Origin of the sequence: Streptomyces sp. NPDC101132 (assembly GCF_044759225.1) — a bacterium.
Classification (GTDB): Bacteria; Actinomycetota; Actinomycetes; order Streptomycetales; family Streptomycetaceae; genus Streptomyces.
In genome coordinates this window covers 733,996-752,180 of sequence record NZ_JBIVYX010000001.1, presented here as the reverse complement: position 1 = coordinate 752,180, position 18,185 = coordinate 733,996, and the positions used below count along the sequence as shown (strand labels likewise).

The 18,185-nt window shown below is 74.0% G+C and carries 18 protein-coding genes; 8 read left to right on the top strand and 10 right to left on the bottom strand.

The genetic code is table 11. The features are described from left to right. Nucleotides 1–27: 27 nt before the first annotated feature. The 3 genes from ACIQUR_RS03385 to ACIQUR_RS03375 are packed head-to-tail and all read right to left on the bottom strand — an operon-like array spanning nt 28 to nt 2,534. On the bottom strand, nt 28–1,272 hold the full coding sequence (locus ACIQUR_RS03385) for an MAB_1171c family putative transporter (protein WP_403657430.1): 1,245 nt from the start codon (nt 1,270–1,272) through the stop codon (nt 28–30). A gap of 3 nt (nt 1,273–1,275) precedes the next feature. After that, on the bottom strand, nt 1,276–1,830 hold the full coding sequence (locus tag ACIQUR_RS03380) for a toxin-antitoxin system, toxin component (RefSeq protein WP_399941184.1): 555 nt from the start codon (nt 1,828–1,830) through the stop codon (nt 1,276–1,278). Between the two features lie 35 nt (nt 1,831–1,865). Beyond that, the gene (locus ACIQUR_RS03375) at nt 1,866–2,534 is read right to left on the bottom strand and encodes a helix-turn-helix domain-containing protein (protein ID WP_403657427.1); all 669 of its coding nucleotides are present in this window, start codon (nt 2,532–2,534) and stop codon (nt 1,866–1,868) included. Nucleotides 2,535–2,717: 183 nt separating this feature from the next. Here ACIQUR_RS03375 and ACIQUR_RS03370 point away from each other — a divergent pair, with 183 nt between their 5' ends. From ACIQUR_RS03370 to ACIQUR_RS03360, 3 genes are all read left to right on the top strand, one after another. Further along, nucleotides 2,718–3,740 carry a helix-turn-helix domain-containing protein gene (locus ACIQUR_RS03370; RefSeq protein ID WP_403657424.1) on the top strand — a complete coding sequence of 341 codons (1,023 nt, stop codon included), beginning with the start codon at nt 2,718–2,720 and terminating at the stop codon, nt 3,738–3,740. A 153-nt stretch (nt 3,741–3,893) separates the two neighbouring features. Beyond that, nucleotides 3,894–5,246: a 6-phospho-beta-glucosidase gene (locus ACIQUR_RS03365; protein WP_403657421.1), complete on the top strand. Its 1,353-nt coding sequence runs from the start codon at nt 3,894–3,896 to the stop codon at nt 5,244–5,246. 59 nt (nt 5,247–5,305) lie between these two features. Continuing rightward, entirely contained in the window at nt 5,306–7,411 is a 2,106-nt protein-coding gene (locus ACIQUR_RS03360; RefSeq protein ID WP_403657418.1) for an MDR family MFS transporter, read from the top strand. Between the two features lie 422 nt (nt 7,412–7,833). Here ACIQUR_RS03360 and ACIQUR_RS03355 read toward each other — a convergent pair whose 3' ends face one another. After that, on the bottom strand, nt 7,834–8,319 hold the full coding sequence (locus tag ACIQUR_RS03355) for an NUDIX hydrolase (protein WP_403657415.1): 486 nt from the start codon (nt 8,317–8,319) through the stop codon (nt 7,834–7,836). A gap of 281 nt (nt 8,320–8,600) precedes the next feature. Between ACIQUR_RS03355 and ACIQUR_RS03350 the strand changes: the two genes are divergently transcribed. Continuing rightward, a complete protein-coding gene (locus ACIQUR_RS03350; protein WP_403657412.1) occupies nt 8,601–9,998 on the top strand; it encodes an FAD-dependent oxidoreductase in 1,398 nt (465 codons plus the stop codon). A 41-nt stretch (nt 9,999–10,039) separates the two neighbouring features. Here ACIQUR_RS03350 and ACIQUR_RS03345 read toward each other — a convergent pair whose 3' ends face one another. Next, nucleotides 10,040–11,104: an ATP-dependent DNA ligase gene (locus ACIQUR_RS03345; protein WP_403657409.1), complete on the bottom strand. Its 1,065-nt coding sequence runs from the start codon at nt 11,102–11,104 to the stop codon at nt 10,040–10,042. A 74-nt stretch (nt 11,105–11,178) separates the two neighbouring features. Between ACIQUR_RS03345 and ligD the strand changes: the two genes are divergently transcribed. Further along, the gene (gene ligD, locus ACIQUR_RS03340; protein ID WP_403657406.1) at nt 11,179–12,207 is read left to right on the top strand and encodes a non-homologous end-joining DNA ligase; all 1,029 of its coding nucleotides are present in this window, start codon (nt 11,179–11,181) and stop codon (nt 12,205–12,207) included. On the opposite strand, the gene ACIQUR_RS03335 is transcribed toward ligD, so the two are convergent. Beyond that, nucleotides 12,202–12,588, bottom strand: a complete 387-nt coding sequence (locus ACIQUR_RS03335) for a DUF6193 family natural product biosynthesis protein (protein ID WP_403657404.1) — start codon at nt 12,586–12,588, stop codon at nt 12,202–12,204. The two genes, ligD and ACIQUR_RS03335, sit on opposite strands and share 6 nt — an antisense overlap. Before the next feature lie 157 nt (nt 12,589–12,745). Here ACIQUR_RS03335 and ACIQUR_RS03330 point away from each other — a divergent pair, with 157 nt between their 5' ends. Further along, nucleotides 12,746–13,618 (top strand): alpha/beta hydrolase, encoded by an 873-nt coding sequence (locus tag ACIQUR_RS03330; RefSeq protein ID WP_403657401.1) that lies wholly within the window; start codon nt 12,746–12,748, stop codon nt 13,616–13,618. A 38-nt stretch (nt 13,619–13,656) separates the two neighbouring features. Here the strand turns inward: ACIQUR_RS03330 and ACIQUR_RS03325 are convergent, their stop codons facing one another. Continuing rightward, nucleotides 13,657–14,307 carry a TetR/AcrR family transcriptional regulator gene (locus ACIQUR_RS03325; protein WP_403657398.1) on the bottom strand — a complete coding sequence of 217 codons (651 nt, stop codon included), beginning with the start codon at nt 14,305–14,307 and terminating at the stop codon, nt 13,657–13,659. 250 nt (nt 14,308–14,557) lie between these two features. Between ACIQUR_RS03325 and ACIQUR_RS03320 the strand changes: the two genes are divergently transcribed. Beyond that, on the top strand, nt 14,558–14,806 hold the full coding sequence (locus tag ACIQUR_RS03320; RefSeq protein ID WP_403657395.1) for a WhiB family transcriptional regulator: 249 nt from the start codon (nt 14,558–14,560) through the stop codon (nt 14,804–14,806). A gap of 45 nt (nt 14,807–14,851) precedes the next feature. Here ACIQUR_RS03320 and ACIQUR_RS03315 read toward each other — a convergent pair whose 3' ends face one another. Together ACIQUR_RS03315 and ddaH are read right to left on the bottom strand one after the other, a co-directional pair. Continuing rightward, nucleotides 14,852–15,826, bottom strand: coding sequence for an acyl-ACP desaturase (locus ACIQUR_RS03315; protein ID WP_403657393.1), 975 nt, complete (start codon nt 15,824–15,826; stop codon nt 14,852–14,854). 116 nt (nt 15,827–15,942) lie between these two features. Next, nucleotides 15,943–16,719, bottom strand: coding sequence for a dimethylargininase (gene ddaH / locus ACIQUR_RS03310; protein ID WP_403657390.1), 777 nt, complete (start codon nt 16,717–16,719; stop codon nt 15,943–15,945). Nucleotides 16,720–17,046: 327 nt separating this feature from the next. Here ddaH and ACIQUR_RS03305 point away from each other — a divergent pair, with 327 nt between their 5' ends. Beyond that, nucleotides 17,047–17,517 (top strand): ATP-binding protein, encoded by a 471-nt coding sequence (locus ACIQUR_RS03305; RefSeq protein WP_403657387.1) that lies wholly within the window; start codon nt 17,047–17,049, stop codon nt 17,515–17,517. Between the two features lie 47 nt (nt 17,518–17,564). Here the strand turns inward: ACIQUR_RS03305 and ACIQUR_RS03300 are convergent, their stop codons facing one another. After that, nucleotides 17,565–17,981: an SsgA family sporulation/cell division regulator gene (locus tag ACIQUR_RS03300; RefSeq protein ID WP_403657384.1), complete on the bottom strand. Its 417-nt coding sequence runs from the start codon at nt 17,979–17,981 to the stop codon at nt 17,565–17,567. Between the last annotated feature and the right edge of the window lie 204 nt (nt 17,982–18,185).

Here is an 18,185-nt window from a genome sequence, read left to right as displayed (position 1 = left end):
GCCGGGCGGCCGCAATGCCGCCCGGCCTCAGCCGGTGCCCGTGGCGCGCCGGGCCGCCGCCACCTCGCGGGAATGCCGCAGCGCGTGGGAGATGCGGACCAGGTCCCTCGGACCCTCGGCCGGCCCGGGCACCCGCAGCGGGCCCCCGTCCCCGCCGGGGCCCTCGCCGAGGCCGTCTGGGCCGTCGGGGCCGTCGTCAGGGCCGTCGGGGCCGTCGTCAGGGCCGTCGGGCTCCCCGGCGGCCGCCGAGCGGGCCCGTACCGCGGCCGCGACCATCGCCGCGTCGGCCACGGCCTTGGCGCCCTCCGGCCCCTCGCCGGCCGCCAGGCTCCGCTCGTACACCCGCGCGTGCAGCGCGAAGTCGAAGTACGGGCCCAGCGTCAGGAAGCCGTCGTGGATGTCCGACTCCCGCTGGAGGACCCGCAGCTCGGCCGGCGACCACCAGGCGATCCGCACGCTCGGCGTGCCCGCCGGCACCGCGCCGCGCAGCTCGCGCCAGAGCGCCCCCAGCTGCCGGTACGTCGCCCAGGTGTGCCAGTTGTCCGCGGCCCGCTGGCACATCAGCGGCAGGATGAACCCGATCGCGCTGACCAGCGCGCCCATCGACGCCAGCGGGGGAGCGAGGTAGGTGCTCAGCCCGTCCCAGTCCCGCCCGGCCCAGCGCGCCCCGACGGCGGCGAACTTCGTCATGTCGTAGGCGATCGTGAAGCCGTAGCCCACGACGATGATCACGAGTCCGGTGCGCAGCCAGCCGCGGACCTGGAGCGACCAGCGCCAGCAGAGCACGGTCATCACCACGGCGGCGATGTGGTGCGTCACCAGGTACAGCGCGATCATCTCGCGGATGTACGGGGTGTTGGCGTAGTACGTGTCGAAGTCGCGCAGCCGCTCCACGGGGGCTTCCCCGAGGACGAACAGCGCCACCACCGCCACGATCACGATCCCGTAGAACGTCATCCAGCGGCGCGAGAAGCGCCGGGTGTCCTCGGGCGGGCCGCCCCGCCAGTTCACGATCAGGATCAGACAGGACGCGCTGAACGCGCTGATCAGTGCGTACACCAGCGGGGCCGAGAAGTTCGGGGTGCCGGTCAGCCGGTTGACCACGGAGATCGTGGGCGGCGCGGCGAAGACGAAGACCGCTCCCGAGAGGATCAGCAGCGAGCAGACGGAACGCAGCAGCGGGTCACGCCAGTTGTGTCGCAGCGCCGGCAGCTTGAAGGCCAGCGAGATCCACAGGGCGGCCGCGGGAATGTAGTAGTCCCCACCAGTCAACGGTCAGGCCTGCGGTCCTCGGTAGCCCAGCGAGGCCTCGATGCGGCCCGCCAGCCCGTCGCGGCGGGCCGGGGCGCGGCCGATGCCACCGCTCCGCGCCAGCCAGGGACGGCACTTGCTGCCCAGCAGCAGCCCGAACGTCTCGGCCTCCGTCTCCTCCGAGACGTCCGCCCGGGTCCGGGCGGCCACCCGGCGGACCGTCTCGCTGAGGTCGGCCTCCTCCGACAGCAGCCGGGCCGCCACGGCCGCGCCGTCGACGTGGTGGCTGCAGTGGCCGGCCTTCATGTGCCACAGTTCGTGACCCAGGATCACCAACTGGTGGTCGGGGGCCGTGCGTTCCTCGACCACCACGAGGTCCCGGTCCGCCATGTCGAGCCACAGGCCACTGGCCGTCCCCGGCGGGAACGAGGCCATGCGGAACTGCACCGGCCGGCCGCGGTGGCGGCTCATGCCCTCGCACAGGGCGGCGTAGAGGTCCACGGGTTCCGCGGGCGCCGGGAGCCGGAGGCCGGCCACCAGCTCTCCGCACAGCCGCCGCTGCTCTCTGCCTATGCTCACCGTTCTCCCCGTCGGCGCGGATCCGGATCAGGACTTCAGGAATCTGTCGGTTTGACGCTCTCGAGCAGCATGTCCAGCCACTCGGTGACCTTGTCCCGGTGTTTGTCCGTGGGCAGTTGGGCGGCCCGCCAGGCGATGCCGCGGACCCCGTGGTCCTGGAGCAGTCTGGCCAGCGGGTCGGCTCCCGCGGGGACCTGGGCCGGCACGGTCTCCCGCTCGCGTCCCGCGAAGTCCTGGAGCAGCTGCTGCTCCGTCCGCAGGAGGGCGTCGGTGAGCGCGTCGGCGTCGTGGGCGGTGAGGAAGCCGGCGTGCACGCCGAAGAACCGCTGGAGCGCGTCGCAGTGCTCCATGGTGGGCCGCCGGTCGCCGTTGATCAGCGCGCCCGCCTGCTGGCGGGACATGCCGGCCCCGTCCGCGATCTCCTGCTGGGTGTAGCGGCGGCCGTTGGGCTTCACCCGGGTGCGGCGGAGCAGGGCCAGCCGCTGGAGGAAGCGCGCCTGTACGTCGGGTTCGCCGGCCGGACGGCCGTCGAGGAGGGCCCTGACCACGTCCGCGGGCACACCGGAGGCCTCCGAGAGGCGGCGGAGGTCGAAGACCTCCGCGTGGGCGCGCCCGAGCTTGTCGGCGAGTTCGGCGACGCGCGCCACGGTGGCCGTCAGAGGCGCGGTGGCCACTGGGACGGGAGCCGGGAAGCCGTCTGTCACCAGTGGTTCTCCTAGATCACGCGAGATTGGTTCGGACACGCGGTTGGCCTGAGGAGGCTAACCCGGATGCCGCCCGACGGCTAGAACTTGCCACAGCTGTGGCGTGAATGAGGCGTCCCCCGGCTGGAATTGCCACAATAGTTGACACTCCATTGACGCTGGTAGCAGGATCGCCACACGGAAATGAAGATCGCAGACCGTGAGAAGGGGGAGCTCTCGGTGTCACATCTCGCAGCGGTGGGCCCGTCCGATGCCCTCGCGCGGTCCGGCCAGGAAGCCCTGGCGGGCGAAGAGCCCGTACGCGGAACGGTTCGGTCGGAGCGGCGCAAGGAACTCCTGCGGCAGCGCCGCGAGGAACTCGGCCTCAGCCAGGAGGACGTGGCCGCACGCCTGCGCATCAGCGTGCGCGCGTACGGGAACTGGGAACGCGGCCTGGTCAAGGAGTGGACCGACCGGAAGCTGCTGGCACTCGCCCAGGCCCTGGAAATGAGCGAGCGGCAGTGCTTCTGGCTGTTCCGCGTCATGGCCGACCGCGACCCGCCGCAGTCCTGGCGCCCCTCCGAGGAGAGCCGCCTGCCCGACGACCCCGCACAGCGCGACTACCTCCGCGACTACGCGGCACTCATGGAGGCCGTTCCCTACCCCTCCTTCCTCGTCGACCACCGCTGGGACGTGGCGCTCACCAACTCCGCCTTCGACCAGCTCTTCCAGTCCGTACGACCGCACCCGACGGCCCTCCCGGACGACAACTTCCTGCGCTTCGTGCTCTTCCACCCGGACGCCGCCGCGGTCCTGGAGGACCATGAACCCGCCTGGTGCGTGCCCCTGCTGGCGCAGTTCTCCACCGCCCTGGCCGCGGCCCCGGAGGACGCCGGCCTGAAGAGCATCCGGCAGGACATCGCCCGCGACCCGTTCATGGAGGCCGCGTACCGCTACGGCGTCCCGCACTGGCTCGGCACGTACGGGCCCCAGGCGGCCGAGCGTGACGGCAGCGTACGCGCCGTGCGGCACCCCGACCCCCGCTGGGGACGGGCCCGGTGCCGCCTGGTGGCCGAAAACGGCCCCATGCTGGACGGCATGGGCTTCACCCGGATCACCCTGGTCCTCTCCGCCCCGCAGGGCGGGTACGGACCGCCCGTCGGCACGCCCCCGGCGCCCGCGCAGCAGGCCCCCAGGCTCCGCGCCGTCCCCCCGCTCAACGACTGAGCGGCCGGGACCGCGGAGCCCGCCGGGCCCGCCCGTGGGCCGGCCGGAACCCGCGGCCGGCCGGGGCGCCGCTCCCCGGACGGACCGCACGGAGGCCACACTGTGCGGTACACGGTCACCTGTGACCGTGCAGTGTGAAGGGTGGTATGTCACGTGAAACTGACGATCCTCGGCGGCGGCGGGTTCCGGGTCCCGCTCGTCTACGGCGCGCTCCTCGACGACCACGCCGAGGGCCGCATCGACCACGTCACCCTCCACGACGAGGACCCGGCCCGGCTCACCGCCATCAGCCGCGTCCTCGCCGAACAGGCCCGCGGCGTCCCCGACGCCCCCGCCGTCACCGCCACCCGCGACCTCGACGAGGCCCTGCGCGGCGCCGACTTCGTCTTCTCCGCCATCCGCGTCGGCGGACTCCAGGGCCGCGCCGACGACGAACGCGTCGCCCTCGAACAGGGCGTCCTCGGCCAGGAGACCGTCGGCGCCGGCGGCATCGCCTACGGACTGCGCACCGTGCCCGTGGCCCGCCGGATCGCCCGCCGGATCGCCGAACTCGCCCCCGACGCCTGGACCATCAACTTCACCAACCCGGCGGGCCTCGTCACCGAGGCCATGGCCCGCGACCTCGGCCGGCGCGTCATCGGCATCTGCGACTCACCCGTAGGCCTCGGCCGCCGCCTCGCCCGGCTCGCCGGCGCCCGCCCCGGCCGGGCCTTCGTCGACTACGTCGGCCTCAACCACCTCGGCTGGGTCCGCGGCCTGCACGTCGACGGCCGCGACGAACTGCCCAGGCTGCTCGCCGACACCAAGGCCCTGGAATCGTTCGAGGAGGGCCGGCTCTTCGGCGCCGAGTGGATCCGGTCACTCGGCGCCGTCCCCAACGAGTACCTGCACTACTACTACTTCAACCGGGAGGCCGTCGCCGCCTACCGGCAGGCCCAGCGGGACGGCCGCACCCGCGGCGCCTTCCTCCGCGACCAGCAGGCCGGCTTCTACGCCGAGGCCGCCCGCGAGGGCACCTCCGCCCGGGCCGCCTGGGAACGCACCCTGGCCGAGCGCGAGGCCACCTACATGGCCGAGAACCGCGAGGCGGCCGGCGTCGGCGCACGCGACGAGGACGACCTCGAGTCCGGCGGCTACGAGAAGGTCGCCCTCGCCCTGATGCGGGCCATCGCCCGCGACGAGCGCACCACCCTCATCCTCAACGTCCCCAACCGCACCACCCTGTCCGTGCTCGACGCGGACGCCGTCATCGAGGTGCCCTGCCTCGTCGACGCGAGCGGCGCCCACCCCCTGGCCGCCGCACCCCTGCCGTACCACGCGGTGGGCCTGGTCACCGCCGTCAAGGCCGTCGAGCGCGAGGTCCTCGCCGCGGCCGAGAGCGGATCGCGGGCCGCCGCCGTCAAGGCCTTCGCCCTGCACCCCCTGGTCGACTCGGCCGCGGTCGCCAGGACCCTGCTCGACGGCTACGTCGAAGCCCACCCCGGCCTCTCCTACCTGCGCGGATAGCCGGACCGGGGCCGGCCGGCACCGCCCGCGCAGGCACTCCCCGTACGGCGTAACGTCACATGCGACACCCCCACCCCGGTGTGAGAGTGCGAGATGTGACCACCCTCCGAGAGCCCGCCCCCGCGGCCGCCGCGCCGCCGCCCGTGCTGGACCGGCGGCGGCGCAACGTCGTCTTCGGCACGATCATGCTCGGCGTGCTGCTCGCGGCGCTCGACCAGACCATCGTGGGCACCGCCCTGCCCACGATCGTGGCGGACCTCGGCGGCGCCGCCCACATGTCCTGGGTGGTCACCTCGTACCTGCTCGCGGAGACCGTCGCCACCGTGCTCGTCGGCAAGTTCGGCGACCTCTTCGGCCGCAAGGTCATCTTCCAGATCTCCGCCGTCATCTTCATCGTCGGTTCCTTCCTCTGCGGCCTCGCCCCCAACATGTCGCTGCTCATCGTGTGGCGCGGCCTCCAAGGCGTCGGCGCCGGCGGCCTGATGGTCACCTCCATGGCGCTCATCGCCGACGTGATCCCGCTCCGCGAACGCGGCAAGTACCAGGGCGCCATCGGCGCCGTCTTCGGCGTGGCCACCGTCATCGGCCCCCTCCTCGGCGGCCTGTTCACCGACCACCTCAGCTGGCGCTGGGCGTTCTACGTCAACGTCCCCCTCGCCGTCATGGTCGTCGCGGCCGCCGCCCGCAGCATCCCGTCCGTGCGCTCCGCCACCCGCCCCGCCATCGACTACCTCGGCATCGCCCTCGTCGCCGTCGGCTCCAGCGCCCTCATCCTCGCCACCAGCTGGGGCGGCAACGAGTACGCCTGGGGCTCGCCCGTCATCATCGGCCTCTTCGCCGGCGGCGCCGTGGCCCTCGCCCTGTTCTGCGTGGCGGAGACCCGCGCCGCCGAACCCATGCTGCCGATGCGGCTGTTCCGCAACCCGGTCTTCACCGTCTGCTCGGTGCTCAGCTTCGTCGTCGGCTTCGCCATGCTCGGCGCGATGACGTTCCTGCCCACCTACCTCCAGTACGTCGACGGGGACTCGGCCACCGTCAGCGGCGTGCGCACCCTGCCGCTGGTCATCGGCCTGCTCATCGCGTCCGTCTTCAGCGGCAACGTCGTCAGCAAGACCGGCCGCTACCGGGTCTTCCCCATCGTCGGCTGCCTGGTCATGGGCATCGGCCTCTACCTGCTCTCCCGCATGGGCCCCGGCACCGGCACCTGGCTGGAATCCCTCTACATGTTCGTGCTCGGCGTCGGCATCGGCCTGTGCATGCAGGTCCTGACCATCGCCGTGCAGAACACCGTCGACTACGCCGACCTCGGCACCGCGACCTCGGGCGTGACGTTCTTCCGCACCCTCGGCAGCTCCTTCGGCACCGCCGTCTTCGGCACCCTCTACGCCAACAACCTGGGACCCAACCTGGCCGCCGGCGTCGCCGAGGCCGCCCGTACCACCGGCACCCCGGCGGCCGAACTGGCGCGCGCCGCCCAGAGCCCCCAGGGCGTCCACTCCCTCCGCCCCGCCGAGGCCGCGCCCATCGTCCAGGCCTACGCCGACACCCTCCACACCGTGTTCCTGTGGACCGTGCCGGTCGCCGCCGTCGGCTTCGTCGTCGCCCTGTTCCTCAAGGAGGTCAGGCTCCGCGACAGCGCCCGCGCCACCTCCACCGACATGGGCGAGGGCTTCGCCTCGCCGGCCACCACCGGCGACTCCGCCAAGCTCCTCGAACTGGCCGTCGGCCGGCTGATCCGCGGCATGGGCCCGGCCCAGGCCCGCCGCATCGTTGAGGAGTCCGACACCCGCCTCGACATCGCCGGGGCCTGGGCCGTCATGCAGGTCGACCTCCTCACCCGCACCGTCGGCCACGCCAGCCTCGGCCTGATCGCCGCCCGCCGCCACCTGCCGCCCGAGGTGCTCCTGCCGGTCTTCGACCGGATGACCGAGGAGGGCTTCCTCGCACGCGACGGCAGCTTCTTCTCGCACACCGAGGCCGGCCGCCGCGAGGCCGCGGTCATCTCCGCCGCGTGGGCCGACTGGCTCGGCGCCGAACTGGAGAAGGACCGCGGACGCCCGCGCAGCGCCGAACTCCGCGCCGCCGCCGACGCGATCGCCAAGCGGCTGCTGGCCGAAGACCTCGCCGAGGGCGGCTTCGCCCGCGTCCCGGCCCTCCCGGGCTGACCCCCACGACCCCGGCCGCCGTACCCCCCCCACCGGACCGCCGGGCCCCCTGCCCGTCCACCGGACCGCCGGGCCCTCTGCCCCCCGCGCCCGGCCGGCCGGTCCGCTGACCGTGCGCCGGGCTGGCGGGCCCCTGCCGTCCGCCGGACCGCCGGGCCCGCTGCCCGTGCGCCGCGCCGACGGGTCCGCTGCCCCTGCGCCCGGCCGGCCGGTCCGCTGACCGAGCGCCGCCCCGGCCCGTCCACCGGTCCCCAGGCCGTACGCCGTGGGGCCCCCGTGCCCGGCGCCTGGCCGCGCCGCCGCGCCGGCTGCCTGCCGCCGCCGGCGTCTGGCCCCCCGCACCGCCGCGCCGGCCCGTCCGTCGGTTCCCAGGCCGTACGCCGTTGCGGCCCCGTGCCCGGCGCCTACCGCCCCGCGCCCGGCTACGCCCCCGCCACCGGGTAGCAGTGTGCCGGGACCGCCGGGACGGCCAGGTCGGGGCGCCAGACCCGCAGTACCGCCGCCGACGGTGCGAACATCTCCGCCGGCAGCCGCTCCGGCGCGAACCACTCCCACCGCACGATCTTGTCCGGCTCGGTGACGCGGGGCTCGCCGCCGACGCCCTCGGCCACCGCGGCCGCCGTCACCCGGCTCACGCCGCCCTTCGCGTCCTTGAGCACCGCCAGCACCCGTACCCGGGCCGGGTCCACCCGCAGCCCCGTCTCCTCCGCCAGCTCCCGCGCCCCCGCGGTCTCGAAGCTCTCCTCCGGCTCGGTCTTGCCGCCCGGCAGCTCCCAGCGCCCGTCGTGCGCGAGCCCGAGCAGCACCCGTCCGGCCGGGTCCACGACCACCATCCCCACGCCCGCCACCGCGTTCGTGGCCGGCAGCGCCCGGTCGGGCCGCTCCTCGCCGGGCTTCCCGTCCGCCATCGCGCATCCCTCCGCAGGTCCGTGCCACGGCGCCGCCACGGTCGCGGCGCCCCGCCGAGGATACGGGCGCACCGCCCCCGGCACGCCCGCCCCCCCCGGCACGCCCGCCCCCGGCACTCCCGCCCGGCACGCCCACCCCCGCACTCCCGGCCACCGCCACGCCCGCGCGCGGCGCCGCTGCCCGCCCCCGCGCCGCCCCCCGGGTTTCACCGTGCCCCGGCCCGCGCAGTCTCTTGGGCGACGCGGTGCACCGGCCCCGCGCGCGGGCGGCGGGAGGGGCAATGGCGCATTTCCTGGTCATCGGCGGAGGCATCGGCGGCATGGCCACCGCCCTGCTCGCCGCGCGGCACGGGCACACCGCCGAGGTCTTCGAACGGGCCGAGCGCGCCCCCGGCACCGACCTCGACGGCGACTTCTTCGGCTGGCACCGGCCCGGCGTCCCCCAGGCCAACCAGCCGCACGTGCTGCTCGGCGCCGCCCGCACCCTGCTCCGTACCGAACTCCCCGACGTGTACGCCGAGATGCTGCGCCTGGGGGCCCGCGAGCGGCACGAGCTGGACTGGTTCGAGGACCGCCCGCCCGCCCGGCCCGGTGACGACGACCTGGTGATGGTGCAGGCCCGCAGGATCGTCCTGGAGAGCGCCCTCGCCTCCGCCCTGCGCGCCGAACCCCGGGTCACCCGCCGCTACGGCACCCCCGTCACCGGGCTCCTCACCCGGCCGGCGACGGGCGCGCAGCCGCCGCGCGTGACGGGCGTACGGACCGGGGACGGCCGCTCCGAGGGAGACCTCGTCGTCGACACCGCAGGGCGCCGCGGCGCGGTGGACCGCTGGCTCGCGGACGCCGGCTGCCGGCCCGGCACGACCGAGGAGCACCGCACCGGCCTCGCCTACTTCGGCCGCTGGTACCGGCTGCCCGGCGGCGCGCTCGACGGCCCCGCCCGGCCCTGGTCGGTGGCCGGCGGCAGCTTCGCGGGCTGCGCCGTCTTCCCGTCCGACAACGGGATCTTCGCCGTGACCCTGTTCGTCCACACCTCGGACCCCACCCGCGCCGCGCTGCGCGACCCGGCCGTCTTCGAGGCGGCGGCCCGCACGTTCGCGCCCGGCGCGGCGTGGCTGGACCTGGGCGCGGAGCCGCTGTCCGGCGTCCTGGCCATGGCGGGGCTGGACAACCGCTGGAGCGCGCCCGCCGACGAGCGGGGGCCGGTGGTCACCGGCCTGGTGCCGGTCGGGGACGCCCTCACCCACACCAACCCGACCCTGGCCCAGGGCATGTCGCTCGCCCTGTGGGCGGCCCACCGGGTCGCCGCCACCGCGGACGGGGACCCCGGCGGCGCCCGCTTCGCCGCCGGGTACCACGCCTGGGCGTCCCGTACGCTGCGGCCCTGGTTCGACCTCCAGGTGGCGGCCGACGACTCCACCGGCGACCGGCTGGCGAGCCGCGCCGCGCGCACCGGTGCCGCCCGGGAATCCGCTGCCCTGTTCGACTGCGCGCTCGACGACCCGGAGGTGATGCGGGTACGGGCCCGGGTCCGTCACCTGGCGGAGTCGCCGGAGCGCGCGTACGCCGACCCGGAGGTGCGGCGGCGGGTCGCGGACTGGCTGGCCGCGCGGCCCGGGTACGTGCCCAACCAGGCCGGTCCCGGCCGGGAGGAGTGGGAGAAGATCACCGGGCGCTGAGGCGGCGAGGGGAGCCGGTGCCGGTCTCCTCCGCGGCGGGGTCAGCCGGTGCCGAGGACCTCGGCCAGGTCGTAGCGGACCACTTCCTCCAGCTGGGCGTACGTGCAGCCGTCCGGCGTCCGGTCGGGCCGCCAGCGGCGGAACTGCGTGGTGTGCCGGAACCGGTCGCCCTCCATGTGGTCGTACGCGACCTCCACCACCCGTTCCGGCCGCAGCGGCACCCAGGTGAGGTCCTTCTTGCCCGACCAGCGGCTGGGCGCGCCGGGCAGCCGGGCGGCCTCGTGCGCGGTCTCGTCCGACCAGGCGGCCCAGGGGTGGCCGGAGGCGTCGGCGAGCCGCAGGGGCTCCAGCTCCTCGACGAGTTCGGCGCGCCGCTTCATGGGGAAGGCGGCGCAGACCCCGACGTGCTGGAGGGCGCCCCGGTCGTCGTACAGGCCGAGGAGCAGGGAGCCGACGACGGGGCCGCTCTTGTGGAAGCGGTAGCCGGCGACCACCACGTCGGCCGTCCGCTCGTGTTTGATCTTGTACATGACGCGAGCGTCGGGCCGGTAGGGCAGGTCGAGGGGCTTGGCGACGACTCCGTCGAGGCCCGCGCCCTCGAAGCGGTCGAACCAGTCCCGCGCCAGCTCGGGGTCGGTGGTGGCGGGGGCCAGGTGCACCGGGGGCCGGGCGGGGGCGAGGGCCCCGGCCAGCCGGGCGCGCCGGTCGGCGAGCGGTGCGGGCGTGAGGTCCTCGTCGCCGAGGGCGAGCAGGTCGAAGGCGATGAAGCTGGCGGGGGTGCGCTCGGCGAGCAGGGCCACCCGGGACGCGGCGGGGTGGATGCGCTCGGTCAGCCGGTCGAAGTCCAGCCGGTCGTCGTGGACGATCACGATCTCGCCGTCGACCACGCAGCGGTCGGGCAGGTTGGCCCGCAGGGCGTCCGCGAGTTCGGGGAAGTACCGGGTGAGGGGCTTGCCGGTGCGGCTGCCGATCTCCAGCTCGTCGCCGTCGCGGAACACGATCGCCCGGAAGCCGTCCCACTTGGCCTCGTACTGCATGCCCGCCGGGATCCGGGCCACGGATCTGGCGAGCATCGGCTTCACGGGCGGCATCACCGGCAGGTCCATGGGTCGATTCTGCGCCGGGGCCGCGACGGCCGCCCGGTGTGCGGCGCCCGGCGGGCGCGCTTACCGTGGCGGGCATGGGATCTGCGGTGGAGCTGGACGCGGGCGGACGCACGGTCCGGCTGTCCAATCCGGACAAGGTGTACTTCCCGGAGCGCGGGCTGACCAAGCTGGACGTGGCGAACTACTACCTGGCGGTGGGGGACGGCATCCTGCGCGCCCTGCGCAACCGCCCGACGACCCTGGAGCGCTACCCCGACGGGGTGGAGGGCGAGTCCTTCTTCCAGAAGCGGGCGCCGAAGAACCTGCCCGACTGGATCCCGACCGCGCACATCTCCTTCCCCAGCGGCCGGACGGCGGACGAGATCTGCCCCACCGAGGTGGCGGCGGTGCTGTGGGCGGCGCAGCTGGGCTGCATCACCTTCCACCCGTGGCCGGTGCGCCGGGACGACACCGACCGCCCCGACGAGCTCCGCATCGACCTGGACCCGCAGCCGGGCACGGACTACGGCGACGCGGTGGAGGCCGCGCACGAGTTGCGGGACGTGCTCGACGGGCTCGGGCTGCGCGGCTGGCCGAAGACCTCGGGCGGCCGCGGGCTGCACGTGTTCGTGCCGATCGCGCCGCGGTGGACGTTCACCGAGGTCAGGCGGTGTGCGATCGCGATCGGACGGGAGCTGGAGGAGCGGATGCCGGGCCGGGTGACCACGGCCTGGTGGAAGGAGGAGCGCGGCGAGCGGATCTTCGTGGACTACAACCAGACGGCCCGGGACCGCACGATCGCCTGCGCCTACTCGGTCCGCCCGCGCCCGCACGCCCCGGTCTCGGCGCCACTGCGCTGGGACGAGGTCGGCAGCGCCGAGCCGCGTGACTTCGACATCGTGACGATGCCGGCCCGGTACGCGGAACTGGGCGACGTGCACGCGGACATGGAGGACCACGCCTTCACGCTCGACGCGGCCCTGGAGCTGGCCGAGCGCCACGAACACGACCACGGCCTGGGCGACATGCCGTACCCGCCGGACTACCCGAAGATGCCGGGGGAGCCCAAGCGCGTCCAGCCCAGCCGGGCCAGGCACGAGGACCCTCCCGGCCCGGAATCATGACGCGGGACCCAGCCCGTCGGGCAGGTGGGCGGTGACGAGGCGGACGGCCTCGTCGGCACTGGCGGCGTAGCCGATCACCCGGGAACTGCGGGCCTCGCAGACGCGGAACCGTCCGTCCGGCAGGGGGTCGACGGCGGGCGCCTGGACGTCGTACGGGAAGGCCGTGGAGGTGCTGAGGCGCAGGGTGTGGTCGGAGGTGAACGGGAAGAGCTCCCGCAGCCTCGGTTCCGCACGGGCCGCCTCCAGCAGGGCGACGATGTCGGGGAACGGGCTCCCCGGTGCGCGGTCTTCGTGATCGTCACGCTGGCGCTGCCAGGTCAGGATCAACTGCTGCCATCTCGCCTCGACCGCCCGGGACGGCATGGATGCGTTCGAATTCACCGTCGGAGTGTGCCGTCCCGCCGGCCCGTGCGGAAGGTGTGCGTCCACAACGATCGAACTTCGTGTGACCGGACAAACACGCGCCCTCAAAACAACACGAACGATCGTGCTAATATCTTCGCATCCGCCGTCCTGAGCGAGATCCGGAGAAACGGGCATGCAACCCATGGCTTCACTGCTCGGCGCCGCCCTCGGGGCCGGCTCGTACGTCGCCCCGGCCCTCACCGGCCGGGCCGCGTTCCACCTCTTCGTGCGGCCCGCCGGGCGCAGCACCGCGCGGCCCGAGGAGGCCGCCCTGATGCGCGAGGCCGTCGTAGGGCAGCTCCGGGTCGACGGACTCGCGGTCGCCACCTACCGGTGGGGGAGCGGCGGCCGGCCCGTCCTGCTGGTGCACGGGTGGTCCTCCCGGGCCGCGAAGTTCGCCGGATTCGTACGGGCCCTCCGCGAGCGCGGCCACACCGTCGTCGCCTTCGACGCCCCCGGCCACGGGGCCTCCGCCGGCCGCGCCACCAACATCCGCCAGATGCGCGACGCCATCCGGCAACTACAGGAGGAGAACGGCGAGTTCACGGCCGTCGTCGCCCACTCGTTCGGCGTCCTCGCGACCTTCTTCGCCCTCCGCGGCGGGGTCCGGGCCGACCGGGTCGTCGCCCTCGGCGGCGTCGCCGACTTCGACTACCTGCTGGAGCGGTTCTCGGCCCGGCTCGGCCTCGGCCCGCGGGTGCAGCGCGCCCTGCGCGCCCACGTCGAGGAGAAGCTCTTCCCCGGCGAGCCCGGGATCTGGGACCGGCTCGCCGCCACCCACCGGCCCGACGAGACCGGCGTACGCGTCCTGCTCCTCCACGATGCCGACGACGAGGTCGCCGCCCCCGCCCAGGCCCGCGCCATCGCCGCCGCGTACGGCGACCGCGCCCGGCTCGTCGAGACCCGCGGCCTCGGCCACCGCCGCATCCTGCACGACCCCCGGGTGATCGAGAGCGCCGTCGCGTTCGCCGTCACCGACGAGAACCTCCCGTCGGCCGTCGCCTGACGCGCCACGGGACCGCGGACGGCGCCGGCAGAGTGGAATCAGGCGGTGCCGAACACCGGCGGCCGCTCCGGGAGTTCCTCCGGGGCGGCCGCCGCCGCGCGCAGCCGGGACAGGATGCCGCGCGCGGCCCGCCCGTACGCCGACGGGTCGCCGTGCAGCACCGACTCGGCGTTCGCCATCTCCATCAGCGCGATGATCTCGAAGGCGAGCTGGGGTACGTCGAGGTCCGCGTCGAACCCGCCGGCCAGCCGAGCCCGCTCCAGGGTGCCCTCCACGTACCGCCGCCAGTCCTCGCGCGTCTTCGCGACCTCGTCGTGCACGGCGCCGGGACGGGCGTCGAACTCGGCCGACACGGCGGAGAAGAAGCAGCCGCCGGGGAACACCCGACGGTCCGAGTACTCCAGCCACAGCTCGCACAGCCGCCACGCGCGCGCCACGCCCTGCGGCTCGTCCCGCAACGGGCGGACGACCTGGTCGGTGAAGAGCTCCACCGCCGCGCGGACCGTCGCGAGCTGGAGGTCCTCCTTCGAGCCGAACAGGGCGAACACGCCGCTCTTGCTCAGGCCCAGCTCGGTGGCCAGCTTGCCCAGGGAGAGCCCTTCGAGGCCGTCCACGGAGGCGATCCGCATCGTCCGGTCCAGGACGAGCCTGCGGGTCTGGTTTCCGCGTTCCACGCGACCGTCAGTCATGCCCCCCAGCTTACTGAACGCACGGTCGTGCGGTCTGTGTCCGGGGGCGCGGGAAAGCGGCCCCGGACCGCGGCCCGGCCGGCCGACGCGCGCGGGGACCCGAACCCGGCGGATCGTCGGTGCCGGGTGCCATGCTCGGAGGTGTCGGTACAACCCCGGCCCCGCCGCAGCGGCCGCGTACGGCCGCCGGGGCGACCGCGTTGAACGGTCGTTGATCAGCCGTTTATCGGCCCCCGGCACGATGCCGTTCATGCCGATCACCAAGACTCTCTCGCCGCTGGACTGGACGACCGACGCGCTCTGCGCCCAGACGGGCCCCGACTTCTTCTTCCCGGAGCCGGGCACGTCGGTGCGCGACGCGAAGCGGCTGTGCGGGGCCTGCACGGGGCGCGCGGCCTGCCTGGAGTACGCCCTGGCCAACGACGAGCGCTTCGGCGTGTGGGGCGGGCTCTCCGAGCAGGAGCGCCTCGCCCTCCGCCGGGCCCGCTCCCAGGCCTGACGGCCTCGGCCCGGTCCGGACGACGGGCCCGCGGCCCGGAAGGTGCTACGCCTTGCCGCGCGCGGCCATCCGCGCCGCGCGCGCGGCCAGGCGCTCGTCGAACTTCTTCGCCTCGGCGTCCAGGCCGTTCATGAACAGGCCGAGCTCGTCCTGCGCCTGCTGCCCGTCGGGGCCGAGACCGTCGATGTCCATGACCTTGAGGAAGCGGAGCACCGGCGCGAGGACGTCGTCGTGGTGGATGCGCAGGTTGTAGACGCCGCCGATGGCCATCTGCGCGGCCATGCGCTCGAAGCCGGGCATGCCGTGTCCGGGCATCCGGAAGTTGACCACCACGTCCCGCACGGCCTGCATGGTCAGGTCCGGGGCGAGTTCGAAGGCCGCGGAGAGCAGGTTGCGGTAGAAGATCATGTGCAGGTTCTCGTCCTGCGCGATGCGCGCCAGCATCCGGTCGCACACCGGGTCGCCGGACTGGTGGCCCGTGTTGCGGTGCGAGATGCGGGTGGCCAGCTCCTGGAAGGACACGTAGGCCACCGAGTGCAGCATCGAGTGGCGGTTGTCGGACTCGAAGCCCTCCGACATGTGCTGCATGCGGAACGCCTCGAGCTTGTCCGGGTCCACGGCGCGCGAGGCCAGCAGGTAGTCGCGCATCACGATGCCGTGGCGGCCCTCCTCGGCCGTCCAGCGGTGCACCCAGGTGCCCCAGGCGCCGTTGCGGCCGAAGAGGGTCGCGATCTCGTGGTGGTAGCTGGGGAGGTTGTCCTCGGTCAGCAGGTTGACGACCAGCGCGATCTTGCCGATCTCCGTGACCTTGGACTGCTCCGGGTCCCAGGCCTCGCCGTCCTCGAAGAAGGCCGGGAAGTTCCGCCCGTCACCCCACGGCACGTACTCGTGGGGCATCCAGTCCTTCGTGACCTTCAGGTGGCGGTTGAGCTCCTTCTCGACCACCTCTTCCAGCGCGTACAGCAGCTTGGCGTCCGTCCAGGCCGCAGAGCTGCCGAGGTGGGGAGAGGTGATGGTCACGGGTACTCCAGGGGGCAGGCCGAATACTTACGGCTTCGTAGGTTACGAAACCGTAGGTTAAAGCCGCCGTGAGGGGTCGCCAACCCCCACCTATTGAATTGTCCGGTTACGCTGCGTTATGAGTAGAGGTCGCGCAGGCGAACAGAGAGGCACGTCACGCAGCCTTCGAGCTTCTCGAACTCGCTGATGTCCACTCGAACCGGTTCATATCCGAGGTCCTCGAACAGCTCCGCGCTCCGCGGCGCACTCGCCGCCATGAGCAGTTTCCGGCCACCGAGCAGCACCACGTGGGACCCCGCTTCCTCAGGCACCGGAAGGAACCGGCCGAACGCGCTCGGGGTGTCCACCAGCGGCGGGTGGCCGACAACCGTCCCGTCCGGCAGTGCGGTGACCGCGGACTTCAGGTGCAGCACCTTCGTCACCGGTACGGCGACCACGCGTGCGCCGACCGGTTCGAAGGCCGCGCGCAACTGGCGTACGCCCTCCGGGTTGGTCCGGCCGCCCCGGCCGACGTACACGGTGTCACCGATCTTCAGTACGTCGCCGCCGTCGAGGGTGCCGGGCTCCCTGATCCGGTTCACCGAGCAGCCCAGGCGCGTGACCGCCTCCTCGACGGCGGCGGTCTCCGGGCGCCGGGAGTCGGCGCCGGGCCGGGTGACGAGGGCGACGTTGCGGAACATCACCACCGCGTCCTCGACGAACACCGCGTCCGGGCAGTCGTCCGCCGGATCGACCTCCACCGTCTCCCAGCCGTGGGCGCGCAGCGCGTCGGCGTACGCGCCCCACTGCTCCAGCGCGAGGCCGGCGTCGACCGGCTCCCGCTCGATGTGGGTCACGAGCCCCTCGGCGAGGCGCGGTCCTGGGCGGCGGATGAGGGCTTTGCGGCTGGGCACCGTACGAGGCTCCTGGGTCCGGGAGTGGGCGGGGCGCCCATCATCGCCCCGCCCCGCCCGCCGCGTCAGCCCTCGTGACCGGTCCGGCGCGCCGCCGCCGGCCGCATCGGGCGGCAGGTGGTCCGCCGGATTCCCTCTCCTGGGCAGGGACCGGGCGTGCGGGACCCGGACCGGTCCGGAAACGGCATGGGAAGGCGCCACGTGGTCACAGGAGTGGTAGCACTGTGCACCCCGTGGCGCTACGGTCGGTAGTGCACGTCTCACCCGGCGCGACCCCGCGCCCCCGCACGACCACGCACCACGCACCTCAGAACTGGGAGCAGCGCGATGACGGGCACCCTCCACGGCCTGCGGTCGATCCACGAGCCCGGGCCTTCCGGGTCGGGTACGCCGGGTGTGGGGAAGCTGGGTTACTCCATAGGCCTGCCGGGTGGCGCGTACTGCGCGGGCAGCGCGCGGTCGGCCGTACGGTCCCTGCTCACGCGGCACGGACTGGCCGACCTGTGCGACACGGCGGCCCTGGCCGCGTCCGAACTGGTCGCGGGCGCCTACCGGTTCACCCCGGACCAGGAGCTGGTGCTGAAGATCCGCTGGCAGTTCGGGGCGCTGCGGATCGTGGTGTACGACCGGCATCCAGCCCACGCCTCGCCGGCCGAGAGTGAGGAGTGCCGGCGCCGGCGCAGCCGGGGGATGTGGCTGCTGGCCGCGGCGGTGGAGTCCTGTGGCGGGGACTGGGGGCTGACGCCGGTGATGACACCCCTGGGTGGCACCAAGTCCTGGGCCCTGCTGCCCCGTTGACCGCGCGACCGGGGCGCGGGGGGCGGGGCGCGGGACCCGGAGGGGGTCTACGGCACGTCGCGCAGCAGCTCCGCCAGGCTCCGGTCCATGTTCAGGTAGAGGTGTTCGAGGCCCAGCGGCACGACCTCGGCGGCCCGGTCCAGGAAGCGGCGCAGCTCGTCGGTGCCGATGAGGACGATGGCGATGCCCTCGGGGGCGTGGAACTCGACGACCGTCCGGCCGGCGCCGTACGGGCGGACGCGCACGTCACCGAGTCCGGTGGCCCGCTCGACGCCCGCCTCCAGCAGCTCCCGCGCGAAGGTCCACGAGACCTCGATGCCCTCCAGCGTCGCCGGGGCCGGGAAGGCCATCCGGACGGCGAACGGGTCGGAGCGGTCGTAGCAGAGCGTGACGGGCACGGTCTCCACCTTGGGTGCGGTGGCGACCAGGCGGGCCTGTACGGCTTGCTCGATGACGGTGATCAAGGCCTGCTCCCTTGTGGCGGATCAGTGGCGGAACGATGGGTCGGTCCGGCACAGGGGTAGACGCTGGAACCGGCCATTCCGTGCATGCGCGGGGTGCGTGAGCTACGTCACCGAGCACGGCCGCCGGTGCGGTGTGATCGCACGGTGTGATCGAACGGGAGGCGCCCTGGACGGAGATCACCGGGTGCGTTAGCTTCCGGCGCC

What these genes read in the sequence shown, in the direction of transcription:
- ACIQUR_RS03355 (WP_403657415.1), bottom strand. Translation starts at nt 8,319, where the DNA reads ATGGCGGACGGGAAGCCCGGCGAGGAGCGGCCCGACCGGGCGCTGCCG.
- ACIQUR_RS03345 (WP_403657409.1), bottom strand. Translation starts at nt 11,104, where the DNA reads ATGGACCTGCCGGTGATGCCGCCCGTGAAGCCGATGCTCGCCAGATCC.
- ACIQUR_RS03325 (WP_403657398.1), bottom strand. Translation starts at nt 14,307, where the DNA reads ATGACTGACGGTCGCGTGGAACGCGGAAACCAGACCCGCAGGCTCGTC.
- ACIQUR_RS03370 (WP_403657424.1), top strand. Translation starts at nt 2,718, where the DNA reads ATGAAGATCGCAGACCGTGAGAAGGGGGAGCTCTCGGTGTCACATCTC.
- ACIQUR_RS03305 (WP_403657387.1), top strand. Translation starts at nt 17,047, where the DNA reads ATGACGGGCACCCTCCACGGCCTGCGGTCGATCCACGAGCCCGGGCCT.
- ACIQUR_RS03350 (WP_403657412.1), top strand. Translation starts at nt 8,601, where the DNA reads ATGGCGCATTTCCTGGTCATCGGCGGAGGCATCGGCGGCATGGCCACC.
- ACIQUR_RS03320 (WP_403657395.1), top strand. Translation starts at nt 14,558, where the DNA reads ATGCCGATCACCAAGACTCTCTCGCCGCTGGACTGGACGACCGACGCG.
- ACIQUR_RS03360 (WP_403657418.1), top strand. Translation starts at nt 5,306, where the DNA reads ATGCGACACCCCCACCCCGGTGTGAGAGTGCGAGATGTGACCACCCTC.
- ACIQUR_RS03330 (WP_403657401.1), top strand. Translation starts at nt 12,746, where the DNA reads ATGCAACCCATGGCTTCACTGCTCGGCGCCGCCCTCGGGGCCGGCTCG.
- ligD (WP_403657406.1), top strand. Translation starts at nt 11,179, where the DNA reads ATGGGATCTGCGGTGGAGCTGGACGCGGGCGGACGCACGGTCCGGCTG.